We start from the raw sequence: 21,397 nt of genomic DNA, 5'->3' as shown, positions 1-21,397 counted from the left end.
CGAGAGGGGTAAGGCCCCTCTATGAGGACAAGGGGCCCGGAATATCCCACAAAAGTTAAAATGAAAATTTGTGGGACACTAGTGAGGCTTAGCCTGCTTTTTTTTCGTCTGCAACAATTCGCAGCACGCATTGTTAACGCTTTATAACAAAACAATCCTAACCCTCGGGAGAGCCCTTTCTATACTGAAACGTACACAGGCTGTCAGGAGAAGCGACGATGGCTTTATTATCCAGAGTAATGACAACAGGCGCACTGGCACTGGTTGTGGGATTATTCTCAAACAGTGATAGCGCGGTTGTTTCAGTAGCAGACCCATCGGTGGCCAGCCTGATTCGCAATGCGACGTTTCTGGAACGTACACCAGAATTTACCGACCTCTACATCATCAAGACATGGGATAAAGGCCGGCACATTGTGATCTATTGCAACAGCGCATACTGTTATAAGCAGCGCGGGCACAAAGTGATGGTTTAAGGTGCTGTTGCAAATAACGCGACGACAACAGCAACACCAGCCATCCACACCACGGAACGCAGTACTGCGACATTGGCGAGATAGAGCGCGCCGTATACCACCCGGATGCCAATGAAACTCATGGCGAGCATATCAATGGTGCCCTGAGCGGTTCCAGCCAGGTGTGCGATGATGACAGCGGCAGCAAATGGCGGGAATGCTTCAAAGCCATTCAGCTGAGCCCAGTGAGCGCGTTTCCGGAATCCTTCCTGCTTTTCCAGGTACTCGCGTGGCGAGTAGTTGTTGTAGCGTCCACCAGACTTCGCTACCAGCGTGAATACATAGGGCAGCAGGGCTGCAACCAGAACGCACCAATAACCAATCGTCATAATTATTCCTGTTCTTATCCGATTAATGGAGAGGCTATTGTTGCTGGCCGGTTGTGACTTTGCCAAGGTGTAAGCGTGCCTGTTTTACGGCGAGAATCGCGGATGGAATACGCCTCAGCTCTGGCAACATAGCCTTGAGACGTTTTTCTTAGGTATGATGCTGGCTTGCTTCGCTGCTCTGACGCAGTGATATTTCCCGTTTTACATCAGCGATAACAACAATGAAACGCGCCATATGAACGGCAGAACGGTATCAGTATTGTGGATCAGGGCCCTGTTACAGGGGGCCGAGCAACAGGGGATAGACCTGCAGCAGCTGCTGGAAACCGTCGGCCTGTCGCAGGAAATCCTGCACACACCTTATGCGCGGGTCAGCCTTGAAACGACGCTGAACCTGTGGCGCAAGGCAGAAGCCTGGAGTGCCGGCAAGGACTTCGGCCTGCTGATGGGCGAACAGGTCAAACCGACGCATTTTCAGCTCTTTGCACTGATACTGATGCACAGCGAAAGCCTCGAAGCCGCGTTTGAAAAATCCATTCGCTATATACGTGTTCTCAGTGATGGCGGGCTGTATCACCTGCAGCATGCAGAGGGTGAAGCAGCCATTTGCTATGAACCGCAGGAAGCAGATTTCAGCCGGCACCAGGTGGATGCTGTACTGGTGTTGTTGCGTAACTTTGCCAGTTGGCTGGCATGTAAGACCATTCCCCTGAAGCGAGTTGAGTTCTGCCATCCGGCTCCTGAGAACCTGTCTGAGTACCAGCGTATATTTGCTGCGCCTCTGCATTTTTCGGCGCCGCGTAACGCGCTGGTATTTGCGCCTGAGGTCCTGAAGGAGCCGCTGGCACTGGGCGATGAAAATCTGGCGGCTATGCATGAACAGATGCTGGAACAGCAGCTGGCGGCGTTGCAGCAGACGGATACAGCAGGGCTGGTGCGTCACTTCCTGGTGAACAGTGATGACCTGAACGTGGACCGGGATCAGGTTGCACAGCGCTTACATATGAGTGGCCGCACACTGCAGCGCAAACTGCAGGATAACGGTACCAGTTTTCAGCAACTGCTGGATGATGAACGTCAGCAGCGTGCACGTACGTTACTGACTTCAACCACTTTGCCTCTGACACAAATCAGTGAACAACTGGGTTTCTCGGAAAGCAGTGCTTTTACCCGCGCGTTTCGTCGCTGGGAGGGGATGGCACCGCTGGAATACAGGCAGCTGGATAAGCCCTGATTCAGAAGCGGGCTCCGGCACGTAGGCGGAGAATATAGTCAGTGTCGGTGATGTTGCTGAAACTGACAGCCGAGTCACTACTGGCAGTGGGGATGTGAATATGTTCGCTCTTCAGTCCGGCTTCCAGCGCCAGAAAGGTTTGCCGATAGCGAATCAACCCCTGAGCCATCAGTTCCAGCTCTGCCCGCAGGAATTTGGCATCCTCTCCGGCATCATCGACTTCCGGGCTGAAACCATTGTCACTGATAGTTCCCCCACCTAACGTCAGTTGGCCGTTGAGGCTGATGCCGGGTTGTCTCTGCTGGCGGCGGATGCCGACTTCCCAGCCACTGAGAATGACATCATCAAGACGCTCGGTTTCGTTGACGTCAAATATCAGTGGCCGTCGGTCACTATGGCGTCTGACCCAGATGCTGCTGAAGGTGGAATCTAGATTGCGAAGATCCAGCAGTAAGCCTGCACTGGCGATTTCACGATCAATCAGCAATGCCTGACTACTATCGATGGTGGTGTCATTCCAGCGTACGGATTGATCCAGGGTGTGCAGTTGTCGCCGGTAACTGGCTTCGACGCTGGCGCTGGCAACAATATCTCCAAGGCGTAACAGCGGCGCATCCAGTTGCCATTGCCAGTAGCGCAGAAAGCCTTTGCTGTCTGACCAGTCTGTTGCCAGTGAGCGGGTAAATGACAGAGACGGTAGTCCGGGGGGCCATGCAGTGCGTTGGCGTGGCAATGGAGCCAGCCACTCGCAACCGCTGATGACGGCCTGGTCGCCTGGTTTATCCAGAGCATCAATACCGGCGAATGAGATTGTCTGGCCACCGGCAAAACAGCTGATAGTACCAGCACTGGCAGGCGGCGACAGACATAACAATACAATAAGAAGGCGCTTCATAATGCTTTTGTTATCGGCATTATGAAGCCGAAGTTAAGGGCGCTGATTACAGCGCGCGAAGAATTTCCAGCAGATCGTCGTGGTGACTTTTGGTTTTCACCTTTTTCATGATCTCTCGCAGAACACCGTTCTCATCAATGATAAAGGTAACGCGGTGCACGCCCATAAATTCACGTCCCATGAATTTTTTCATGGCCCAGACGCCATAGGCTTCGGCGATGCTGTGATCTTCATCGGACAACAGGTCGAAGTTCAGTTCCTGCTTGTCGATAAAGCGTTGCAGTCTGGCCGGTGCATCCGGACTGATACCCAGGACAACGGTATTAAGAGCGTCATACTCCGCACGGGTATCGCGGATACCACAGGCCTGAACAGTACAGCCTGGAGTCATTGCCTTGGGATAAAAGTAGAGAACGACTTTTTTGCCTTTGAGGCTGTCGAGGGTGACGGTTTCAGAATTCTGGTTCAGTGTACTGAACGCCGGAGCCGGCTGGTCAACTTGGGGAAAATTCAGACTCATAACATTACCTCAGTGCAATTCGGCACTTAGGCTACCGGACCCGCCTGATAAATCAAGCAGGCCCGGTTTCTGTCAGCAGTTAATGCACTTTTCCGACAGGTATCGGGTCAGTGTTTCTTTGGCTTTGTTGCCAGCAGGGCTGTTGCGGAAAAGAAACTCGTGGGTTTTATTTTCCAGTACCAGCAGCACATCAGCACAGAAGTCACCTTCATGTTCGGAGCGCACTTCGCGCATGCGGGCTTCTACCAGCGTGTCGAGGTTAATGTAAAAGTCACCTGGCATTTCTTCGAGGTGTTCACGTGCGTTCATGCGTACCATTGCAACGTTTGGCGTGATGCAGATAAAGGCCATAGCGCGGGCTCCCTGACGTATTCTGAGGTTGTTATGTACAGGAAAATACTAGAAGAGGGGAAGGCCGCCAGCCTTGATATATCGCACGGAACTGACGGTTTTATAACTTAATTTTAATGTGGCTTTTCGGAATGCAGCAGCAAGGCAGAATCTCACCGTCATTCAGCCATGCCATTGGCTCGGTATTGTAGTGCACGTCACCTTCCAGTAATTGCGCACGACAACTGCCACAGTAGCCTTCGCGGCACTGGTAGTGCACATCGACATCCTGGGCCTCGAGTGATTCAAGCAGGGAGTGAGCGTGCTGAAAACGTACAGCGCGGCCATCGTCGAGAGCGACGCTGAATACCGGGCGGGCCATGCCTTCAAACTCGAACTGCGGTGGCAGCTCCGGGTTTTCGGCATTGTCTTCAGGCAGGTATAGCTCAGCCTGCAACGGCTGAGCTTCATGGTCGCTTTCAGGCTGCAGCGCTTCGAGCTCAAACGCTGGTTGATCACCAGCGTCCGCAGACAGCTCAAATTCGTCCTGTTCGTTAACGTCTTTCAAAAGGGCGGACATCAGAGATCGAAGTCACCCAGGTCGGCGGTATCTACTTCACTGTCGATGGCGCCCACCAGGTATGAACTGATTTCTGCCTCCTGTGGAGCTACCTGAACGTTATCGCTGTTCAGCCAGGAATTAATCCACGGCAGCGGATTGCTGCGGGATTCAAAGATAGGATCGAAGCCCAGTGCTGAAATACGCTGGTTGGTAATGTATTCAACATACTGGCTGAGGATGTCTTTGTTCAGACCGATCATGGAGCCATCTTTAAACAGATATTCGGCCCACTCCTTTTCCTGCTGCGCAGCTTCAGCAAAAATCGCAACGACGTCATCACGGCAGCTGGCTGCAACATCGGCAAACTCCGGATCGTCACTGCCTTTGGCCATAATCTGCAGCATATGCTGAGTACCGGTCAGGTGCAGCGCTTCATCGCGGGCAATCAGCTTGATGATCTTGGCGTTGCCTTCCATCTTGGCGCGTTCGGCGAAGGCGAACGAGCAGGCGAAGCTGACGTAGAAACGAATCGCTTCCAGTACGTTCACTGATACCATGGTCAGGTAAAGACGGCGCTTCAGCTCACGCATATTAACGTCGATAGTCTGACCGTTAACCGTGTGAACACCTTCGCCCAGCTGCAGGTAGTAGTTACTCAGCTCGATAAAGTCATCGTAGTATTTGGTCACGGAAATAGCGCGACGCACGATGTACTCGTTGCGGGTAATGTCGTCAAAAATTTCTGCCGGGTTAGGCACGATGTTACGCACAATATGCGTATAAGAGCGGCTGTGAATGGTTTCACTGAACGACCAGGTTTCAATCCAGGTTTCCAGTTCAGGCAGGGATACCACAGGCAGCAGAGCAACGTTAGGAGAACGACCCTGTACAGAGTCCAGCAGCGTCTGATATTTCAGGTTGCTGACGAAGATATGCTTTTCGTGTTCTGGCAGATCTATAAAATCTTTGCGGTCATTTGCCAGGTCCACTTCTTCCGGACGCCAGAAAAATGACAGCTGCTTTTCGATCAGGTTTTCAAAAATCTTATGTTTCTGAATGTCGTAACGGGCAACGTTCACCGGTTCGCCGAAAAACATAGGCTGTTTGAAGGTGTCGAACTCGTTACGGTTAAAAGTGGTGTAGGACATATTCTTCCGACTCAATACACAACAAAAGCGCCCGCAGGCGCTGATGATTAAACTGTTTAAGGTTTAGATCTTACAAGCGCCGCCGGCACAATCGTCGTCTTCTTTCTGGACGTCTTTTTGTGGATCCTCTGCACCGTCACGGGTGTTGTGGTAGTAGAGGGTCTTCACACCGTTTTTATAAGCCGTAAGCAGGTCTTTCAGCAGTTGCTGCATTGGCACCTTACTACCTTCAAAACGAGAAGGGTCGTAGTTGGTGTTTGCTGAAATAGCCTGGTCAATAAACTTCTGCATGATACCTACCAGCTGCAGATAGCCGGTGTTATTAGGAATCTGCCACAGCAGTTCATAGTTGTTCTTCAGTGTTTCGAACTCAGGTACAACCTGTTTCAGGATACCGTCTTTGCTCGCCTTAACACTGATGTAGCCACGTGGTGGCTCAATACCGTTGGTCGCGTTACTGATCTGAGATGACGTCTCAGATGGCATCAGAGCGGACAGTGTAGAGTTACGCAGACCGTATTCAACAATGCTCTTACGCAGGCCTTCCCAATCGAGGTGAAGGGTTTCATCACAGAAGCTGTCGACTTCTTTCTTGTAGGTATCAATAGGCAGGATACCCTGAGAATAGGTGGTATCTGCGAACGCTTCACAGGCACCTTGTTCTTTCGCCAGCTCGTTAGACGCCTTCAGCAGGAAGTACTGCATGGCTTCAAACGTACGGTGAGTCAGGCCATTGGCGCTGCCATCGGAATACTTCGCACCGTTTTTCGCCAGATAGTAGGCATAGTTGATCACACCAACGCCCAGAGTACGACGACTCAGGCTGGCGCGTTGCGCAGCTGGTACCGGGTAGTCCTGGTAGCTCAGCAGGCTGTCGAGGGCACGTACGATCAGTTCGGACAGCTCTTCAAAATCGTTGAGGTCGTTGATTTTACCGAGGTTGAACGCCGCCAGAGTACACAGTGCAATCTCGCCGCTCTCGTCGTTAACATCGTTCAGCGGCTTGGTTGGCAGCGCAATTTCCAGACACAGGTTGGACTGACGAACAGGTGCAACCTTAGGATCAAACGGGCTGTGAGTATTACAGTGGTCGACGTTCTGCACGTAGATACGACCAGTGCTGGCACGTTCCTGCATCATCGCCGAGAACAGATCCACGGCTTTCAGAGTGCGCTTACGGATGCCATCCTGCTGTTCGTATTTAACGTACAGCTCTTCAAATTTTGCCTGGTCTTCAAAGAAGGCGTCGTAAAGACCCGGTACGTCGGATGGTGAGAACAGGGTGATGGTCCCGTTCTTGATCAGACGCTCGTACATCAGCTTGTTGATCTGAACACCGTAGTCCAGATGACGCACACGGTTTTCTTCTACACCACGGTTGTTCTTCAGCACCAGCAGGCTTTCTACTTCGTAGTGCCAGATCGGGTAGAACAGTGTCGCAGCACCACCACGTACGCCGCCCTGAGAACAGGATTTAACCGCAGTCTGGAAGTGCTTGTAGAACGGGATACAGCCAGTGTGATAGGCCTCACCACCGCGGATCGGGCTACCCAGTGCGCGAATGCGGCCACCATTGATACCAATACCTGCACGCTGGGAAACGTATTTCACAATCGCGCTGGCGGTAGCGTTAATGGAATCCAGACTGTCACCGGCTTCGATCAGTACGCAGGAGCTGAACTGGCGGGTTGGAGTGCGCACACCGGCCATGATTGGCGTTGGCAGAGACAGTTTGAAGGTAGACACGGCATCGTAGAAACGACGTACGAAATCCAGACGACGTTCTTTGTCGTAATCGGCAAACAGACAGGCAGCGATCAGTACGTACAGGAACTGTGCACTTTCGAACACCTCGCCGCTGACGCGGTTTTGTACCAGATACTTACCTTCCAGCTGTTTTACTGCTGCGTAAGAGAAATTCATGTCGCGGCTGTGATCGATAAACGCATCCATCGCAGCAAATTCTTCTTCTGAATAATCTTCCAGCAGGTGGCGGTCGTAGCGTTCGGTGGCGACCAGCTTTTTCACGTGATCCAGTAAGGCAGGTGGCTCGAAGCGGCCATAGGCTTTCTTACGCAGATGGAAGATGTTCAGACGCGCGGCCAGATACTGATAGTCAGGGGTTTCTTCTGAGATCAGATCGGCGGCGGCTTTGATCAGGGTTTCGTGGATGGCAGATGTCTCTATGCCATCAAAAAACTGCAGGTGAGCTTTCAGCTCAACCTCAGAAACGGACACATTGTTAAGCCCTTCTGCGGCCCATGTAACGACCTTATGGATTTTTTCCAGGTCGAGTGATTCCTGGGAGCCATCACGCTTGGTGACCTTAAGCGAGCTATTCATGTTTTCTGTGCCTGTATTCAAGGGGTGCTACTCCATCGTCCTTGATTGGTATAGAGATCCGCGATTTGCTTGACGGCCGAAATCAAAGGCTGTAGGAGCCTTTCTAAGTAACTGAGATTCCGACGTTTTTAAGCTGACCCACAAGATAATGCGGTGCCAGTATGAATTCAACCCCAAGATATAGTGGGTTATGCTGTTGCCTGTGGATAACTTGTGGGCACATTGTGGGCAGGGTGTGACTGTTAAAAATGGGGCGGAAAAAGGTAAAACATGACCCGTTTTTACCCAACCTCTTAGTTTGGTTACTATGCAACAAAGCGTAACAGCGTCTAGAGTTAATGCAGAGAAACGCAGCGACCTTCCGCAGCTAACCTGTTGAGAAATGGTAGGAATCCATGTTTAAACACGAAAGTGGTCAAACCCCTGAAGAAAACTGGCGCATCCTGATTGTCGAGGATGACGAGCGTCTGGCGACACTGACCAAGGACTACCTCGAAAGTAATGGTCTGAAAGTCTCTGTCGAAGGGGATGGTAGTCGTGCCATCGAACGCATCAAAACCGAGCAGCCAGATCTGGTGGTACTCGACCTGATGCTACCAGGTGAGGACGGTCTGGCGGTCTGCCGCATAGTGCGCCCTTATTACAAGGGACCGATTCTGATGCTGACGGCTCGCACTGAAGATCTTGATCAGGTACTTGGGCTGGAAATGGGTGCAGATGACTATGTGGCCAAACCGGTTCGTCCGCGGGTACTGCTTGCTCGTATTCGGGCACTGTTGCGCCGCGTGAAAGAAGTGCCGGAAGAAATGGAAGAAGAGAGTACCTCTGAAAGCCGGCTGACGTTCGGAAATCTGGTTGTCGACAGCGCCATGCGTGAAGCCTGGCTGGAAGGGAAAAGTATTGATCTGACCAGCGCGGAATTCGATTTGCTGTGGTTACTGAGCAGCAGCGCTGGACGAGTGCTGACCAGGGAAGAGATTTTCCATCAGTTGCGTGGCATTGAGTACGATGGTCAGGACCGATCCATTGACGTGCGTGTCAGCCGTATCCGCCCGAAAGTGGGCGACGACCCGATGAACCCGAAACGAATCAAAACCGTGCGCAGCAAGGGTTATCTGTTCGTTAAAGAAATCTGAGCGCAGGGAGACTCGCTATTTTTATCCGCGTCTATTCGGGGTTGCTGGGGGCACTGCTGGTGGTTGGCATTGTCTGTCTGGTCGCCCTGCAGCTGGTGAATATTGTGCGTACGGCTCAGTTCAACGAAGAGATGGTTGAAGGGAGCCTGCATCTGCTGGCGCAACGACTACGTAATGATCCTGCAGAGCTGGCAGAATTGTCGGCTCGTTTTGACGCCAACATAGGTATTCTTCCTTTTTCTGAAGGCCCCTCCGATGAATACCAGCAGGCGCGACTGCATCGTGGTCAGGTGCTGATTGAGAGCGCCAATGCCGGCCGCACAGCACAGTTGCTGTATGCCATGTCTGACGAAGAGCTGCTGGAAGTTCGGGTCAATACCGTGACTGAGGTGCAGGCGCAGGCCAGCGCGTATCTGTTACTGGAGGACTGGCAGCGATCTGGTCAGTCGATTGAGGAATTTATTCGCGCCATGCAGCCGCATTTCGGCTACCCGCTGTCGGTTGTGGACATGGACGATCTGTTCCTGTCGGATGCTGACTATGCGCGCATGCAATATGGTGACGTACTGGCTCGCATATCTATTGAAGGGCGACAGGCTGAAGCACTGGCTAAGTTGCCCGGGCAACCGCGAGCTCTCAGGCTGGGACCTATTGATGCCTTCAATCCATACTCCTGGCAGGCTCTGGTGGTTATTACCGTCATCGGTTTCATGATGCTGGGCTTGGGGGTTTACTGGGTCGTGAATTCATTTGAAACCCGCCTGCGCAAGCTAGAGCAAGCAACCAGTCGTCTCGCGCAGGGGCACCTGAACGCCCGGGTGGCAACGACCGGTGCAGATCCGGTCAGTCGACTGGGTGGGGCATTCAATAAAATGGCCGAGCACATTCAGCGCCTGATCTCGATTCAGCGCGAAATGGTGCGAGCGGTATCGCACGAGCTGCGTACGCCCGTAGCACGCATTCGTTTTGGCATGCAGATTATCGAAGACACTGCGGATGATCCTTTCGTTTCCAAACAACTCAGTGGTATGGATTCTGATATTCAGGAACTGGATGAGCTGATTGACGAAATTCTGACCTATGCCCGTTTGGAGGAAGGTGGTCCGCTGCTCGATTTTCAGAAGGCTAATGTGGCAGATATTGCAGCTCAGGTGGTGGAAGAAGCCAGGCCGCCGGCGAATGTGACTGTGCAATATGCCGGTGATGCACCAGAAGGTGCTTACTACGCTGAAGTTGAGCCGCGTTATATCCATCGTGCAATTCAGAACCTGGTGGGTAACGCCGGGCGTTATGCATCTTCCCGGGTGAGGGTGGTGTGCTCGATAGGCTCCGATACCTGTCGCGTGGATGTTGAGGATGATGGTCCCGGAATTCCGGAGGATGAATGGGATCGCGTATTTACAGCGTTTGCTCGACTGGATGATAGTCGCACGCGCAGTTCAGGTGGTTATGGTCTGGGGCTGTCGATTGTTCGTCGTATTGCATATTGGCACGGCGGGCGAGCAATGGTCGGACGCAGTGAGGTGCTGGGTGGTGCCAAGTTCAGTCTGATCTGGCCACGACGCCATCATGAGTGATCTGATACAAACCGTTACAGTTTGAAACGCACGAGCAACAGACTGCGTTATAACCAAAAGGCATTATTCTCCGCGCGTATCCCTAGGAGACGTGGTGAGAATGTAGCGAAATTATTCGCTTTTTTCGGGCTCTTGTTTAAGAGCCCGTTTTTTTGCCTGATTTTTACTGAGTGGCTGGCGCAATGCCCGGCAGATTCTGGAAACAGGTATCCAGTGCCTGCTGGAAAAAGTCCTGAATGTAGGCTGCATCGGCCTGATCCTTTCTGACGGCAGCATACAGCACCGGCCAGACACCACTTTCCCCGAGTGAGCGGGCGGTAATCAGCCCGGCATCAAGATAAGGTTGCAATGCCCAGTTCGGCAGACAGGCAACACCGCGCCCACTGGCAACCAGCTGCACCATCATCAGCGTCAGTTCGGTCTGACGGGTGGCAATAGGCTCCACTCCGCCGGGGGCCAGAAAACGCTCGAACACATCCAGACGTTTACGATCAACCGGATAATGGATCAGAGTCTCGGTTGCCAGATCCTGTGGCTTAATGTTGTCCTGACGTGCCAGAGGGTGCTGATTCGCGACTGCCAGCATGGATTGGTAGCGGAACAGGGGCTGATAGTGGATTTCGCTGTTGTCTTCAGGGTCCGACGTTACCACCAGATCCACATCGCCACGTACCAGCGCCGGAATGGGTTCGAAGTGGAAGCTGGTGCTCAGATCAATTTCGACTTCTGGCCAGTGATCGCGAAAACTATTGATAGCCGGCATCAGCCAGTCAAAGCAACTATGACACTCGATAACCATATGCAGACGCCCGGTATGTCCTCCGGCCATCTTCTGCAGATTGCGTTCTGACTGGCGCATCAGCGGCAGTACCTGATCGGCCAGCTGCAACAGTTCCAGTCCGGCACGGGTGAAACGCAGGGGTTTGGTTTTACGCAAAAACAGCGATACCCCAAGACGTTCTTCCAGATCTTTCAGTTGATGTGACAGAGCAGACTGCGTCAGGTGCATTCGCCGTGCAGCCTCTACCAGGGTGCCGCCGTCGCGCAGGGCAGACAGTGTTCTCAGATGTTTGATATCAAGCATGGCCACTCTTATGAAAGATATTCATATAAAACGTTGAGATAATGTTAGCTGCTCATGCTGGAGCTGGGAAGCCGGAAAGTCACAGGAGGCACAAACTTCACGTTTCTGGCCTGACTGGTAAAAAATTTGGTCCTCTTTGTCTGCGTCAGTAAACTTGCCGGCAACAATAAAAGGAAAACTTACCATGTCACTTCAGGAATCGGGCTATTTGCTCAGTTTCGATCAGGGCACGACCAGCAGTCGGGCTATTATTTTCTCACCAGCGGGCGAAATCATCGCCACTGGCCAATACGAATTCACTCAGTATTTTCCTGAGCCTGGCTGGGTCGAGCATGACCCGCAGGAGATCTGGTCAACAACCCTGCAGGCAGCTAAGGATGCACTGGGTAAAGCTGGCTTACAGGCCAGTCAGATTATGGCTGCGGGCATTACCAACCAGCGTGAAACCACTCTGGTCTGGGATCGCGCAAGCGGTGAACCGATTTATAACGCCATCGTCTGGCAGGATCGTCGTACGGCTTCGTACTGTCAGTCGCTTAAATCTGAGAATGACGCTCTGGAAGCTCGGGTAACGGCGAAAACCGGTCTGCTGCTTGATCCGTATTTCTCAGCAACCAAGCTGCGCTGGATTCTGGACAATGTAGAAGGTGCACGTGAGCGTGCGCAGAACGGTGAACTGGCATTCGGCACCGTGGATACCTTTCTGTTATGGAAGCTGACAAATGGCCAGGTGCATGCCACTGATGCGACAAATGCTTCACGCACACTGCTGTTCAATATCCATCAGCAGTGCTGGGATGACGAACTTCTTGCTCTGTTTGATATTCCAGCGGCACTGCTGCCAGAGGTAAAGGACAGCTCAGCAGATTACGGTCGTATCAATCCTGACCTGCTGGGTGCTGAAATTCTGGTAGGGGGCATAGCTGGTGACCAACAGGCTGCCCTGATCGGTCAGGCCTGTTTCCGTCCGGGCATGGCCAAGAGTACCTACGGTACCGGTTGTTTTATGGTGATGAATACGGGGGAGCAAGCGCTTGAATCCCGACATCGTCTGCTGACAACCGTTGCTTACCGGATCAACGGCACGCCGGTGTATGCCATTGAAGGCTCGATCTTTATGGCGGGCGCAACTATTCAGTGGATTCGGGACGGCCTGAACCTGATCCGCAACGCCAGTGAAACGCAAAGCTTGGCTGAAGCCACGGGCTATGAAAATCCGGTGTATATGGTACCGGCCTTCACCGGGCTGGGTGCGCCATACTGGGATCCACAGGCGCGTGGTGCCATTATGGGCTTAACCCGCGATACCGGAATTAAAGAGATTGTGACAGCAGGTTTGCAGGCCGTCTGTTATCAGACCCGCGACCTGATTGAGGCTATGAGAGCCGATGGCATTGAACCTGATTCGCTGCGGGTAGACGGCGGTATGGTTGCCAATAGCTGGGTGGTGCAGTTCCTGGCAGACATCCTCGGCATTCCCATTGCCTGCCCGAAGGTGACGGAAACGACAGCGCTGGGTGCGGCGTTCCTCGCGGGTCTGCAGTGCGGTCTGTATAACAGTCTTGAGCAGATTGAGACCTTGTGGAGTCATGACCGTGCGTATCAGCCTGCGCTGGACGCTGATCATCAGGAGCGTTTGTATCAGGGATGGCTGGATGCGGTGGCCCGTGTTCGCTGCGGTGATTGAGCGACAATAACTGATCATAAAGTGCGCAAAATGACATGGCCTGAGATGAAAAACTCTCTATAATCGCCTGCTTTGCTGCATAAAATGGATCAGGGAATGAGGGATTTTCAGCAGGATATAATCCGTCGGCATGGGCTTGCCAGTATTGGTGCGCTCATGTTTTCGGTGCTGTTCGTTGTCGCCAGTTCCCTTAATCCAGAGGCCGAAGCGGCTCCCGGACTGTGGTATATCGTCGGTGTATTCTGGCTGGGCCAGGCCGCTTTGCTTTGGTGGGTCATCAGCGGACGCAGCCGCAATCTGCGTGACCCTGCCATGACGGCAGTTTTCATGTGCTGGGCGACGACCCTGATCTCTTTCTTCCTCTATTGCTGTCCTCAGTATCGTCCGATTGCCTTGCTAGGCTACCTTACCGTTATGCCTTACGGCGTGTTCCGCCTTAGCTGGAGAGGCTTTCTTGGTGTTGCTCTGTTCACTTTGGCGTCCTACACCATGGTCATGATGTTACAGATTCACCAGCAGGATCTGAACTGGCGTCCTCAACGTGAAATTATTTATGGCTTAGCGTTTGTAGCCAGCCTAGTGGCGTACTGTTTTCTTGGTCGCGAAGTCGCGATTCTGCGTGAAGCCTACCGTATGAAAAATCGTGAATTACGCCGTGCCCTTGGTCGTATTGAAGAGCTGGCGGTTACGGATGAGCTGACTGGCCTGTACAACCGCCGCTATCTGTTGCGTTCACTGGAGCGCAGTCGGGCTTTAACAGATCGGGAAGGCCTGCCGTTCGTGGTGGCGCTGGTGGACATTGATCACTTTAAACAGATTAACGATCTGCACGGACACCGTGTCGGAGATCAGGTGCTGACCGAGCTGGCGCAGCAGCTGCGTATGTCTGTACGAGAAGTGGATGTGGCTGCGCGTTACGGCGGTGAGGAATTTGTCCTGTTGCTGAGTGGCCTGACCCTGGTGGATGCAGAGCAGGTGCTGAACCGTCTGCGTGTGTCGGTTATGGAGCAACGTTTCTCGGAAACGGGACTGCCATTGACGGTATCGATTGGTGCGACACAATATTTGCCGGGAGAGGAAACAGATGAGTTGATCAACCGGGCGGATCGATTGCTGTACGATGCCAAGCGTGCGGGGCGTAACCGTATTGTGGCGCAGCAGGGAGCGTTATATACGTCGCAACTCGCTGGTCAGCAGCTATAAAAAAAGCCGGTAAATACCGGCTTTTTTTCAGCTGTCTTCCTGGCAAAGCAGAAACTCCAGCAGAGCTTTCTGAGCATGCAGACGGTTTTCCGCCTCATCCCATACCACTGCACGGGGATCATCCAGCAGATCTTCCGAGACTTCTTCGCCGCGGTGTGCTGGCAGGCAATGCATAAACAGTACATCCGGGTTGGCCAGATCCAGCATTTCACGCGATACCTGATAGTCAGAAAATTTGCGCATGCGTTGCTCCTGCTCGTCTTCCTGACCCATGGAGGCCCAGACGTCAGTCACGATCAGGTCGGCACCTTTGACCGCATCTTTCGGGTCACGTATCAGCTCGACACGATCACCGGCTTCATCGACCAGGAACTGCGAAGGCTCAAAGCCTTCGGGCGTCGCAATACGCAGTTTGAAATCAAACTGACAGGCAGCGTTGATGTAAGACTGGCACATATTGTTGCCATCACCGATCCAGGCGACGGTTTTGCCCTGAATGGACCCGCGATGTTCCACATAGGTCTGGATATCGGCCAGAAGCTGACACGGATGGAAGTCATCCGTCAGCGCATTAATCACCGGAACCTGTGAATAAGCCGCAAACGTCTCGATCATTTCGTGATCGAAGGTGCGGATCATGACCACATCAACCATGCGTGACAGTACACGCGCACTATCTTCAACCGGTTCACCACGACCCAGCTGGGTATCGCGTGGTGACAGGAAGATCGCGTGTCCGCCCAGCTGTGCCATGCCGGCTTCAAACGACACCCGGGTACGGGTGGATGACTTTTCAAAAATCATCCCCAGTACGCGGTTTTTCAGTGGCTCATACACTTCGCCACGCTTCTGAATCTGTTTCAGTTCAATTGCACGCTGGATCAGCCAGTTCAATTCTTCCGGGGCCAGATCCTGCAGGGTCAAAAAATGTCTCACACTGCTTCCTTATTCAGGTTTAGCTGAGCGCTGCAATCAGATTGCTCACGATCTCAATAATCTGATCTGCTTCTGCCTTATCTACATTCAGTGGTGGCAGTAAACGAACAACATTACCGGATGTAACGTTGAGCAGCAGACCTTCTTTAAGGGCGTCGGCCATCATGGTCGGACAGTCTTTATCAAGTACCAGTCCGATCATCAGACCAAGGCCACGAATTTCTTTCAGGCGACCAGTGCTCGCCAGTCGCGCCTGGAATCCTGCGCGCAGGTATTCACCCATCAGTTGCGCATGTGCGCACAGATTTTCCTGTTCAATGGTTTCCACCACAGCAAGACCAGCGGCACAGGCCAGCGGGTTACCACCGTAGGTCGAACCATGATTGCCCGGTTGCAGGGTTTCTGCAGCAATACCTCGGGCCAGACAAGCGCCGATCGGCACACCATTGCCCAGGCCTTTGGCGGTGGTAACCACGTCAGGCATAAAGCCGTAATGCTGGAAGCAGAAGTATTTTCCGGTACGGCCATTACCGGTCTGCACTTCATCGAGCATCATCAACAGTTTGTTGTCATCACACAGAGTACGCACGCCTTGCAGATATTCGGCGCTGGCTGTGGCCAGACCACCTTCGCCCTGAACCGGCTCGAGCATTACAGCAACCACATTCGGGTTGGCTGCAATCACATTGCGGATAGCATCCAGGTTCATATATGGCACACGGATAAAGCCGTTCAGCAGTGGGCCAAATCCTTCCTGAACCTTTACGTTACCGGTCGCGGTCAGTGTTGCCATGGTACGGCCATGGAAAGCCTTGGTCATAACGATGATGACCGGCTCATGAATGCCGCGATCATGACCATATTTACGCGCGATCTTAATGGCTGCTTCGTTAGCTTCGGCGCCGGAGTTGGAAAAGAAAACGTTTTCCATGCCGGACACACGTACCAGCGCTTCTGCCAGTGACTGCTGACGTTCAATGCTGTACAGATTTGAGGTATGAATCAGCTTGTCAGCCTGCTCACGAATAGCCGCTGAAACCGCCGGGTGGGCATGACCCAGGCCACATACTGCGATGCCACTCAGCGCGTCCAGGTAGCGGCGGCCATCAACGTCCGTCAGCCAGCTGCCCTGTCCACTGGTGAAGGTCACCGGTAAACGCCCGTAAGTGTTCATTATCGCCTGCATTGCTCAATTCCTCAGAAACGCAAAAGGGCAGCTATAGCTGCCCGGAGGGGCTGAGATCATACGGTAGGGTGATTAACTTGTAAACGGCCTCCGCAGAGGGCGCCTGAAGAGGTAAGCGGACGGAGTTTAAAGTAAGGAGCTGCGGCGCGTCAGAGCGCCACATCAACCAGAAAACGACCAGCGATGGCTTTTCTGCCCAGCAGCATCGGGTAACGCATGCTACCGCGGTGGCTGAGGCTTATTTCCGCTTCGAAGGTTTCACCGCAGGCGGACATTCGGGTGCGGATTACATAGCGCTGACTGCGCTGACCGTTGGAACTGGCGATGGTGCGTTGGGCGATCACTCGGGTTTCACACACCTGATCGATGGTTATCTCATCATTGTCGAATTTGACGTGAAAACGAACCCAGAGCTGACCGTCTCGGTCAAAGGTTTCGATCTGCTCAGCGTGAAGGCTGCTGGTGCAGGCGCCGGTATCGACCTTGGCGAGGCACTGTACGCCAAGGTCCGGCAGGGAGATGTCTTCTATGTAGCCCAGTACTGGCTTAGTCATCGGAATCCATGCTGTCTGATCCACCATCACTCGTCGCAGCTGACGAGGCGGTGAAGTAAATCTGTTTACGACGCAGGGCGCTCAGGTAGATAGCCCAGGTCTTCTCGGTATCTGTCGACGGCAGTGCTTCACCCAGACAAGTCTTCACAAACTGTGCTTCTTCGTCGGTTTCCGGGGCGCGGCTGCCTTCGTGCAGTGCTTTCATTGCAGCACCTTTAGACTCAAGAATCAAAGCCTGTGCTTTGGTGAAGTCGCCTGAACGCTGGAAACCACGGGGAAAGTTGCGGTCGTCAAAGAACTTTTTGTCGCTGGCAAAACTCTTCTCTTGGATATTGTCCATTCTGCACCTACTATCCCGATAAAGGTAATTTCGGCGGAGTATGGGCAGCCCTGTTTCGCTGGTAAAACAAAAAAATCTTATCGTAACGAATATTGTTGTTGTTCGAAAATGGATACAGAACTGCTTAAAACTTTTATGGAAGTTTCCCGCACCCGTCACTTCGGACGGGCGGCTGAAAACCTCTATCTGACTCAGTCTGCGGTGAGTTTTCGTGTGCGCCAGCTGGAGGGTTTACTCGGCGTCGAATTGTTTTCCCGCCAGCGCAACAACATCCAGCTAACGCCTGCCGGAGAGAAGCTCCTGCCACTGGCAGAAAGTAGTGTGTTACTGGAGCAGCGTATCCGCCAGGAAGTCTCACTGGCAGACGGTCAGCATCAGCAAATGTCGTTGGGCGCGACGCCAAATCTCTGGGATGCGTTCCTGCAGCAGCAGCTCAGTCGACTGATGAGCACGTCGCCGGGAATTGCTCTGACTGCTGTTGCGCACAGTAGTGGCAATCTTGTGCGTCAGATTATTGAACGAACGCTGGATCTCGCTTTTGTGTTTGATGCTCCGAAAGTGGACGAGTTGACGACCGTTGAAGTAATGAGTATTCCGCTGTACCTGGTTTCCAGTGAACATTGTGACGACTGGATACAGGCTCTTTCAGGTAATTATGTGCTGGTAGATTGGGGTACGTCTTTTCAGATTCAGCATGCGCAGGAGTTTAAAGGAGCCAGGCCGCCGGTTTTGCAGACCAATACAGGTCGTATCGCGCTGGACAGCATACTCAGCAATGGTGGCTCTGCTTATTTGCCTGCAAGTCTGATCCAGAGTCACCGCGAAAGTGGTCAGCTGCACGTGGTACCGGATGCGCCGGTAATCAGCCGCACCGTATATGCCAGTTTTCATGCAGGCAGTGGTCGGGAAGAATTGACCGAGAAAGTCATCGGACAGATCGTCAGCGCGGTTGCTTCCTCGGCTGTGCTCGAACTGCCGTAGGCGGGAGTCGTATATGAAAGCCTGGAAAATGATCAGCGCCGGTGCTCCGGATGTATTGCAACTTACGGATATAGAACAAACTCTTCCCGCAGTGGGTGAGGTGTTACTGCGAGTTTGTGCCGCTGGATTTAACCCGATAGACACCAAGATTCGTGCAGGGATTGCGCCGATTGCTCCGCACTCTGGTGTGCTTGGTTGCGATGTCAGTGGCATTGTTGAGGCAGTCGGGCCGGGCGTAACAGCATTTGCTGTGGGTGATGCAGTGTATGGACTGGCTGGTGGCGTGAAGGGTATGCAGGGCGCACTGGCTGAAACCATGATTACAGATGCTGCTTTACTGGCTCATGCTCCGGTTTCTGTTCCTCTGTCTGATGCCGCAGCGTTGCCGGTTGCTGCAGTTACCGCCTTTCAGCTGGCAGAGCGTCTGCGGATACAGACCGGTGATCGCGTGTTTGTGGTTGGCGCATCCGGAGCGGTGGGCATGATGATTACGCAGCTGGCAGTGCTAAATGGCGCTGAAGTAACTGGTTCAGCGGGTGATGATAAGCGTAAGCGCCGTGTGGTTGATTTCGGCGGTACTGCCGTGCTGCACAGTGATGCGACAGGGTTTACTCAGCAATTTAATAAAGTGGTGGATACTTTCGGCGGACCTGGTTTGCAGACCGCTCTGATGATGGCCGAGCCAGAAGGTCAGGTGGCGACGATCAATGCCCGAGGGGAGCATGAGCTTGGTGCTGCACATGCAAAAGCTCTGACGCTGCATGCCATCTTCAGTCTGTTGCCCCTGCTCAATGGTCATGGGCGTGAGCGTATCGGCAGACAGCTGGCTGAGCTGGCAAAACTGATTGATGATGGGAAGCTGAAGTCGTTACCTGTTGAAGCTGTCGGTATGAAAGAGGTTGCTAATGTCCACGCTCGCTACGAGCGTGGAGCATTAACTGAAAAGACAGTACTGCTCGCTGATTTCTGAGAGTCAGTCGATACCCAGAAATTTGTGCGTTTGCAGGCTGAGTTTCCATTGCGGGTTTTGCAGGCAGTATTCGACCGCAGCCTTGGTATTGTCGGCGGAAAGTCCTTCCCTTGCAGCCGCATGGGAGTCGCTGGCGAGAATGGCCGGGCGAAAATCGGCCATTGGCTGCAGGTAGCGATGTGCTGCTTTTATTGCGCTGAAACGCTGCGGCATGGCATCGGTTTGCGGGTATACCAGCTTCAGTTCATCGCACTGGCTGACTACCACCTCTGATTTGCCTTTCGGGCTGACGCATAACCAGTCGATACCTGGCGGAGCTGCCAGCGTTCCGTTGGTTTCCACGCCGACTTCAAAGCCTGCATTGTGCATTGCCTCAATAAGTGCTTCATCCAGCTGTAACAGCGGTTCGCCGCCAGTGCAAACAACATAGGGCTGGCCTTTGCTCATGTCGGGCCACAGACGGATCAGTAAATCTGTGAGCTCTTGTGCCAGGTAGCGTCCGCCGTTCTGTCCATCGATGCCGATGAAATCCGTATCACAGAAGTCACAGATTGCCTGCTCTCGGCTGTCTTCACGGCCATTCCACAGATTACATTTGCTGAAGCGGCAAAAGACAGAAGGTCGCCCGGCCTGTGCGCCTTCTCCCTGTAAGGTATAAAAGGCTTCCTTAACCCGATACGTCTTACTGCTCATTAGCTTTCGTATTCCAGTGGGTCGACCGCATTATTGAGTTCAAACGCTTCAAGACGCTCGACGCATGAGCCGCATTTGCCACAGGCTTTGTCGCGACCGTTATAGCAGGTCCAGGATTTACCGTAATCCAACCCCATTGCCAGGCCATCCTTAAGAATGGTGATTTTGTCGCCACTAAGATAAGGGGTCACGATTTCTACAGGTTCGTAGTTTGCAATTCTCGCTACATCATTCATTGCGTGGACGAACTCCGGTCGGCAATCGGGATAAATTGCATGGTCCCCGGAATGTGCGCCATAAAAGACTTTGCTGGCGCCGATGTCGATGGCGTAGCCAATGGCCAGGGACAAAAGAATCATGTTCCGGTTAGGGACCATGGTCGACTTCATATTGTCATCGGCATAATGTCCTTCCGGAATCTCTATGCTGGATGTCAGCGACGAACTTTGCAGCAGTTGATTGATAGCGGTGATATCAATAATGCGGTGACTAATGCCGAGCTCTTCACAAACGCGCGTAGCATACGCAATTTCTTTGCTGTGCTTCTGACCGTAGTCGAACGTCAGAGCGTACAGCTCGTAGCCTTCCTTATATGCCTTATTAAGGATGGTGAACGAATCCATCCCCCCGGAGTAAATGACGACAGCTTTTTCAGTCATCGGTAACCTCTGAATTGTGTGACGGAGAAACAGTCCGACGCGTGAGGGCTGATTTGCTCGAACTGCAATGTCTGCAGAGCAGCGATTATACGTGGTTTGCCGTATGGAGTTAAAACGATAAGGAAAGAGGCTGGTGAGTGGTGTGAATACAGCTGAAAAGCTTACAGAATATTTTACCAATTAAGTTGTTGACGTCGGGATGAAACTGAGTAAAATGCGCGGCCTGCTTCGAGTTAAAGGCTGGTGTCTGAATTGAAGCGGCCTTGTAAGTCTTTGATTTTAAAGAGATTTCTTAAAAATAAAGGTTGACATTGAAAGCGGCTGGTGTAGAATGCGCAGCCATCGACAGGGTGGTGCTGATCTGAATGATCTTAGGGCCTTGGTCGAAAAAAAGTTTGAAGGTCTGCAAAATAAAGCTTGACACTGAAAACAAACGCTGTAGAATACGCAGCCCGCTCAGAGAGAAACTCTTAGCGAAGTTCTTTAAAAATCAGCATTAAGTAATTCGTGTGGGT

22 protein-coding genes are annotated in these 21,397 nt (G+C 52.7%); 8 read left to right on the top strand and 14 right to left on the bottom strand.

Annotation, left to right across the window (positions count from 1 at the left end):
* Positions 1-218 precede the first annotated feature (218 nt).
* A complete protein-coding gene (locus tag I9W95_RS04155) occupies positions 219-476 on the top strand; it encodes a hypothetical protein (RefSeq protein WP_225672149.1) in 258 nt (85 codons plus the stop codon).
* Here the strand turns inward: I9W95_RS04155 and I9W95_RS04150 are convergent.
* The gene (locus I9W95_RS04150; protein ID WP_225672147.1) at positions 473-844 is read right to left on the bottom strand and encodes an MAPEG family protein; all 372 of its coding nucleotides are present in this window, start codon (positions 842-844) and stop codon (positions 473-475) included. The genes I9W95_RS04155 and I9W95_RS04150 overlap by 4 nt on opposite strands.
* Before the next feature lie 235 nt (positions 845-1,079).
* On the opposite strand from I9W95_RS04150, the gene I9W95_RS04145 reads away from it, so the two are divergent.
* On the top strand, positions 1,080-2,078 hold the full coding sequence (locus I9W95_RS04145; protein ID WP_225672145.1) for an AraC family transcriptional regulator: 999 nt from the start codon (positions 1,080-1,082) through the stop codon (positions 2,076-2,078).
* Between the two features lies 1 nt (position 2,079).
* Here the strand turns inward: I9W95_RS04145 and I9W95_RS04140 are convergent, their stop codons facing one another.
* The 6 genes from I9W95_RS04140 to nrdA all read right to left on the bottom strand — a co-directional run bounded on the left by I9W95_RS04140 (position 2,080) and on the right by nrdA (position 7,876).
* On the bottom strand, positions 2,080-2,973 hold the full coding sequence (locus I9W95_RS04140; protein WP_225672143.1) for a hypothetical protein: 894 nt from the start codon (positions 2,971-2,973) through the stop codon (positions 2,080-2,082).
* 46 nt (positions 2,974-3,019) lie between these two features.
* Positions 3,020-3,493 (bottom strand): thioredoxin-dependent thiol peroxidase, encoded by a 474-nt coding sequence (bcp, locus tag I9W95_RS04135; protein WP_225672141.1) that lies wholly within the window; start codon positions 3,491-3,493, stop codon positions 3,020-3,022.
* Between the two features lie 72 nt (positions 3,494-3,565).
* Positions 3,566-3,844, bottom strand: a complete 279-nt coding sequence (locus I9W95_RS04130; RefSeq protein ID WP_225672140.1) for a hypothetical protein — start codon at positions 3,842-3,844, stop codon at positions 3,566-3,568.
* A gap of 100 nt (positions 3,845-3,944) precedes the next feature.
* The gene (gene yfaE / locus I9W95_RS18585; RefSeq protein ID WP_404818741.1) at positions 3,945-4,403 is read right to left on the bottom strand and encodes a class I ribonucleotide reductase maintenance protein YfaE; all 459 of its coding nucleotides are present in this window, start codon (positions 4,401-4,403) and stop codon (positions 3,945-3,947) included.
* A complete protein-coding gene (nrdB, locus tag I9W95_RS04120) occupies positions 4,403-5,533 on the bottom strand; it encodes a class Ia ribonucleoside-diphosphate reductase subunit beta (protein ID WP_404818740.1) in 1,131 nt (376 codons plus the stop codon). Before nrdB ends, yfaE begins: the two co-directional genes overlap by 1 nt.
* 63 nt (positions 5,534-5,596) lie before the next feature.
* The gene (gene nrdA, locus I9W95_RS04115; protein WP_225672135.1) at positions 5,597-7,876 is read right to left on the bottom strand and encodes a class 1a ribonucleoside-diphosphate reductase subunit alpha; all 2,280 of its coding nucleotides are present in this window, start codon (positions 7,874-7,876) and stop codon (positions 5,597-5,599) included.
* Between the two features lie 395 nt (positions 7,877-8,271).
* Here nrdA and I9W95_RS04110 point away from each other — a divergent pair, with 395 nt between their 5' ends.
* Together I9W95_RS04110 and I9W95_RS18470 are read left to right on the top strand one after the other, a co-directional pair.
* Entirely contained in the window at positions 8,272-9,012 is a 741-nt protein-coding gene (locus I9W95_RS04110) for a response regulator (protein WP_225672133.1), read from the top strand.
* A 59-nt stretch (positions 9,013-9,071) separates the two neighbouring features.
* A complete protein-coding gene (locus I9W95_RS18470; RefSeq protein ID WP_225672131.1) occupies positions 9,072-10,589 on the top strand; it encodes an ATP-binding protein in 1,518 nt (505 codons plus the stop codon).
* 163 nt (positions 10,590-10,752) lie between these two features.
* On the opposite strand, the gene I9W95_RS04100 is transcribed toward I9W95_RS18470, so the two are convergent.
* A complete protein-coding gene (locus tag I9W95_RS04100; RefSeq protein ID WP_225672129.1) occupies positions 10,753-11,673 on the bottom strand; it encodes a LysR family transcriptional regulator in 921 nt (306 codons plus the stop codon).
* Positions 11,674-11,857: 184 nt separating this feature from the next.
* Here I9W95_RS04100 and glpK point away from each other — a divergent pair, with 184 nt between their 5' ends.
* Both glpK and I9W95_RS04090 read left to right on the top strand, forming a co-directional pair.
* Positions 11,858-13,360: a glycerol kinase GlpK gene (glpK, locus tag I9W95_RS04095; RefSeq protein WP_225672127.1), complete on the top strand. Its 1,503-nt coding sequence runs from the start codon at positions 11,858-11,860 to the stop codon at positions 13,358-13,360.
* 96 nt (positions 13,361-13,456) lie between these two features.
* Positions 13,457-14,563, top strand: coding sequence for a GGDEF domain-containing protein (locus tag I9W95_RS04090; RefSeq protein WP_225672125.1), 1,107 nt, complete (start codon positions 13,457-13,459; stop codon positions 14,561-14,563).
* A gap of 27 nt (positions 14,564-14,590) precedes the next feature.
* On the opposite strand, the gene argF is transcribed toward I9W95_RS04090, so the two are convergent.
* From argF to maoP, 4 genes are all read right to left on the bottom strand, one after another.
* The gene (argF, locus tag I9W95_RS04085) at positions 14,591-15,499 is read right to left on the bottom strand and encodes an ornithine carbamoyltransferase (protein ID WP_225672124.1); all 909 of its coding nucleotides are present in this window, start codon (positions 15,497-15,499) and stop codon (positions 14,591-14,593) included.
* Between the two features lie 19 nt (positions 15,500-15,518).
* The gene (locus I9W95_RS04080) at positions 15,519-16,685 is read right to left on the bottom strand and encodes an aspartate aminotransferase family protein (protein ID WP_225672122.1); all 1,167 of its coding nucleotides are present in this window, start codon (positions 16,683-16,685) and stop codon (positions 15,519-15,521) included.
* 149 nt (positions 16,686-16,834) lie between these two features.
* Positions 16,835-17,239: an ATP-dependent zinc protease family protein gene (locus tag I9W95_RS04075; RefSeq protein WP_225672120.1), complete on the bottom strand. Its 405-nt coding sequence runs from the start codon at positions 17,237-17,239 to the stop codon at positions 16,835-16,837.
* Complete coding sequence (gene maoP / locus I9W95_RS04070) at positions 17,232-17,579, bottom strand: DUF413 domain-containing protein (protein ID WP_225672118.1); 348 nt, start codon at positions 17,577-17,579, stop codon at positions 17,232-17,234. Before maoP ends, I9W95_RS04075 begins: the two co-directional genes overlap by 8 nt.
* A gap of 108 nt (positions 17,580-17,687) precedes the next feature.
* Here maoP and hdfR point away from each other — a divergent pair, with 108 nt between their 5' ends.
* Positions 17,688-18,560, top strand: a complete 873-nt coding sequence (hdfR, locus tag I9W95_RS04065; protein WP_225672116.1) for an HTH-type transcriptional regulator HdfR — start codon at positions 17,688-17,690, stop codon at positions 18,558-18,560.
* A 13-nt stretch (positions 18,561-18,573) separates the two neighbouring features.
* A complete protein-coding gene (locus tag I9W95_RS04060; RefSeq protein ID WP_225672114.1) occupies positions 18,574-19,530 on the top strand; it encodes an alcohol dehydrogenase catalytic domain-containing protein in 957 nt (318 codons plus the stop codon).
* 3 nt (positions 19,531-19,533) lie between these two features.
* Here I9W95_RS04060 and queE read toward each other — a convergent pair whose 3' ends face one another.
* Together queE and queC are read right to left on the bottom strand one after the other, a co-directional pair.
* Entirely contained in the window at positions 19,534-20,223 is a 690-nt protein-coding gene (gene queE / locus I9W95_RS04055) for a 7-carboxy-7-deazaguanine synthase (RefSeq protein WP_225672112.1), read from the bottom strand.
* Positions 20,223-20,915 (bottom strand): 7-cyano-7-deazaguanine synthase QueC, encoded by a 693-nt coding sequence (gene queC, locus I9W95_RS04050; RefSeq protein WP_225672225.1) that lies wholly within the window; start codon positions 20,913-20,915, stop codon positions 20,223-20,225. Before queC ends, queE begins: the two co-directional genes overlap by 1 nt.
* Positions 20,916-21,397: the final 482 nt, after the last annotated feature.

This window comes from Thalassolituus marinus (assembly GCF_020320395.1).
Lineage (GTDB): Bacteria > Pseudomonadota > Gammaproteobacteria > Pseudomonadales > Oceanobacteraceae > Venatoribacter > Venatoribacter marinus.
This window is presented reverse-complemented; position numbering and strand designations above follow the sequence as displayed.

Excerpts from the sequence above, each read along its gene's own strand:
- nrdA (WP_225672135.1), bottom strand. The coding sequence starts at position 7,876 with ATGAATAGCTCGCTTAAGGTCACCAAGCGTGATGGCTCCCAGGAATCA.
- I9W95_RS04075 (WP_225672120.1), bottom strand. The coding sequence starts at position 17,239 with ATGACTAAGCCAGTACTGGGCTACATAGAAGACATCTCCCTGCCGGAC.
- I9W95_RS04130 (WP_225672140.1), bottom strand. The coding sequence starts at position 3,844 with ATGGCCTTTATCTGCATCACGCCAAACGTTGCAATGGTACGCATGAAC.
- I9W95_RS04090 (WP_225672125.1), top strand. The coding sequence starts at position 13,457 with ATGAGGGATTTTCAGCAGGATATAATCCGTCGGCATGGGCTTGCCAGT.
- bcp (WP_225672141.1), bottom strand. The coding sequence starts at position 3,493 with ATGAGTCTGAATTTTCCCCAAGTTGACCAGCCGGCTCCGGCGTTCAGT.
- glpK (WP_225672127.1), top strand. The coding sequence starts at position 11,858 with ATGTCACTTCAGGAATCGGGCTATTTGCTCAGTTTCGATCAGGGCACG.
- I9W95_RS04140 (WP_225672143.1), bottom strand. The coding sequence starts at position 2,973 with ATGAAGCGCCTTCTTATTGTATTGTTATGTCTGTCGCCGCCTGCCAGT.
- I9W95_RS04110 (WP_225672133.1), top strand. The coding sequence starts at position 8,272 with ATGTTTAAACACGAAAGTGGTCAAACCCCTGAAGAAAACTGGCGCATC.
- yfaE (WP_404818741.1), bottom strand. The coding sequence starts at position 4,403 with ATGTCCGCCCTTTTGAAAGACGTTAACGAACAGGACGAATTTGAGCTG.
- I9W95_RS04060 (WP_225672114.1), top strand. The coding sequence starts at position 18,574 with ATGAAAGCCTGGAAAATGATCAGCGCCGGTGCTCCGGATGTATTGCAA.
- nrdB (WP_404818740.1), bottom strand. The coding sequence starts at position 5,533 with ATGTCCTACACCACTTTTAACCGTAACGAGTTCGACACCTTCAAACAG.
- I9W95_RS04080 (WP_225672122.1), bottom strand. The coding sequence starts at position 16,685 with ATGCAGGCGATAATGAACACTTACGGGCGTTTACCGGTGACCTTCACC.
- maoP (WP_225672118.1), bottom strand. The coding sequence starts at position 17,579 with ATGGACAATATCCAAGAGAAGAGTTTTGCCAGCGACAAAAAGTTCTTT.
- hdfR (WP_225672116.1), top strand. The coding sequence starts at position 17,688 with ATGGATACAGAACTGCTTAAAACTTTTATGGAAGTTTCCCGCACCCGT.
- I9W95_RS04150 (WP_225672147.1), bottom strand. The coding sequence starts at position 844 with ATGACGATTGGTTATTGGTGCGTTCTGGTTGCAGCCCTGCTGCCCTAT.
- I9W95_RS04100 (WP_225672129.1), bottom strand. The coding sequence starts at position 11,673 with ATGCTTGATATCAAACATCTGAGAACACTGTCTGCCCTGCGCGACGGC.
- queE (WP_225672112.1), bottom strand. The coding sequence starts at position 20,223 with ATGAGCAGTAAGACGTATCGGGTTAAGGAAGCCTTTTATACCTTACAG.
- I9W95_RS04145 (WP_225672145.1), top strand. The coding sequence starts at position 1,080 with ATGAACGGCAGAACGGTATCAGTATTGTGGATCAGGGCCCTGTTACAG.
- I9W95_RS04155 (WP_225672149.1), top strand. The coding sequence starts at position 219 with ATGGCTTTATTATCCAGAGTAATGACAACAGGCGCACTGGCACTGGTT.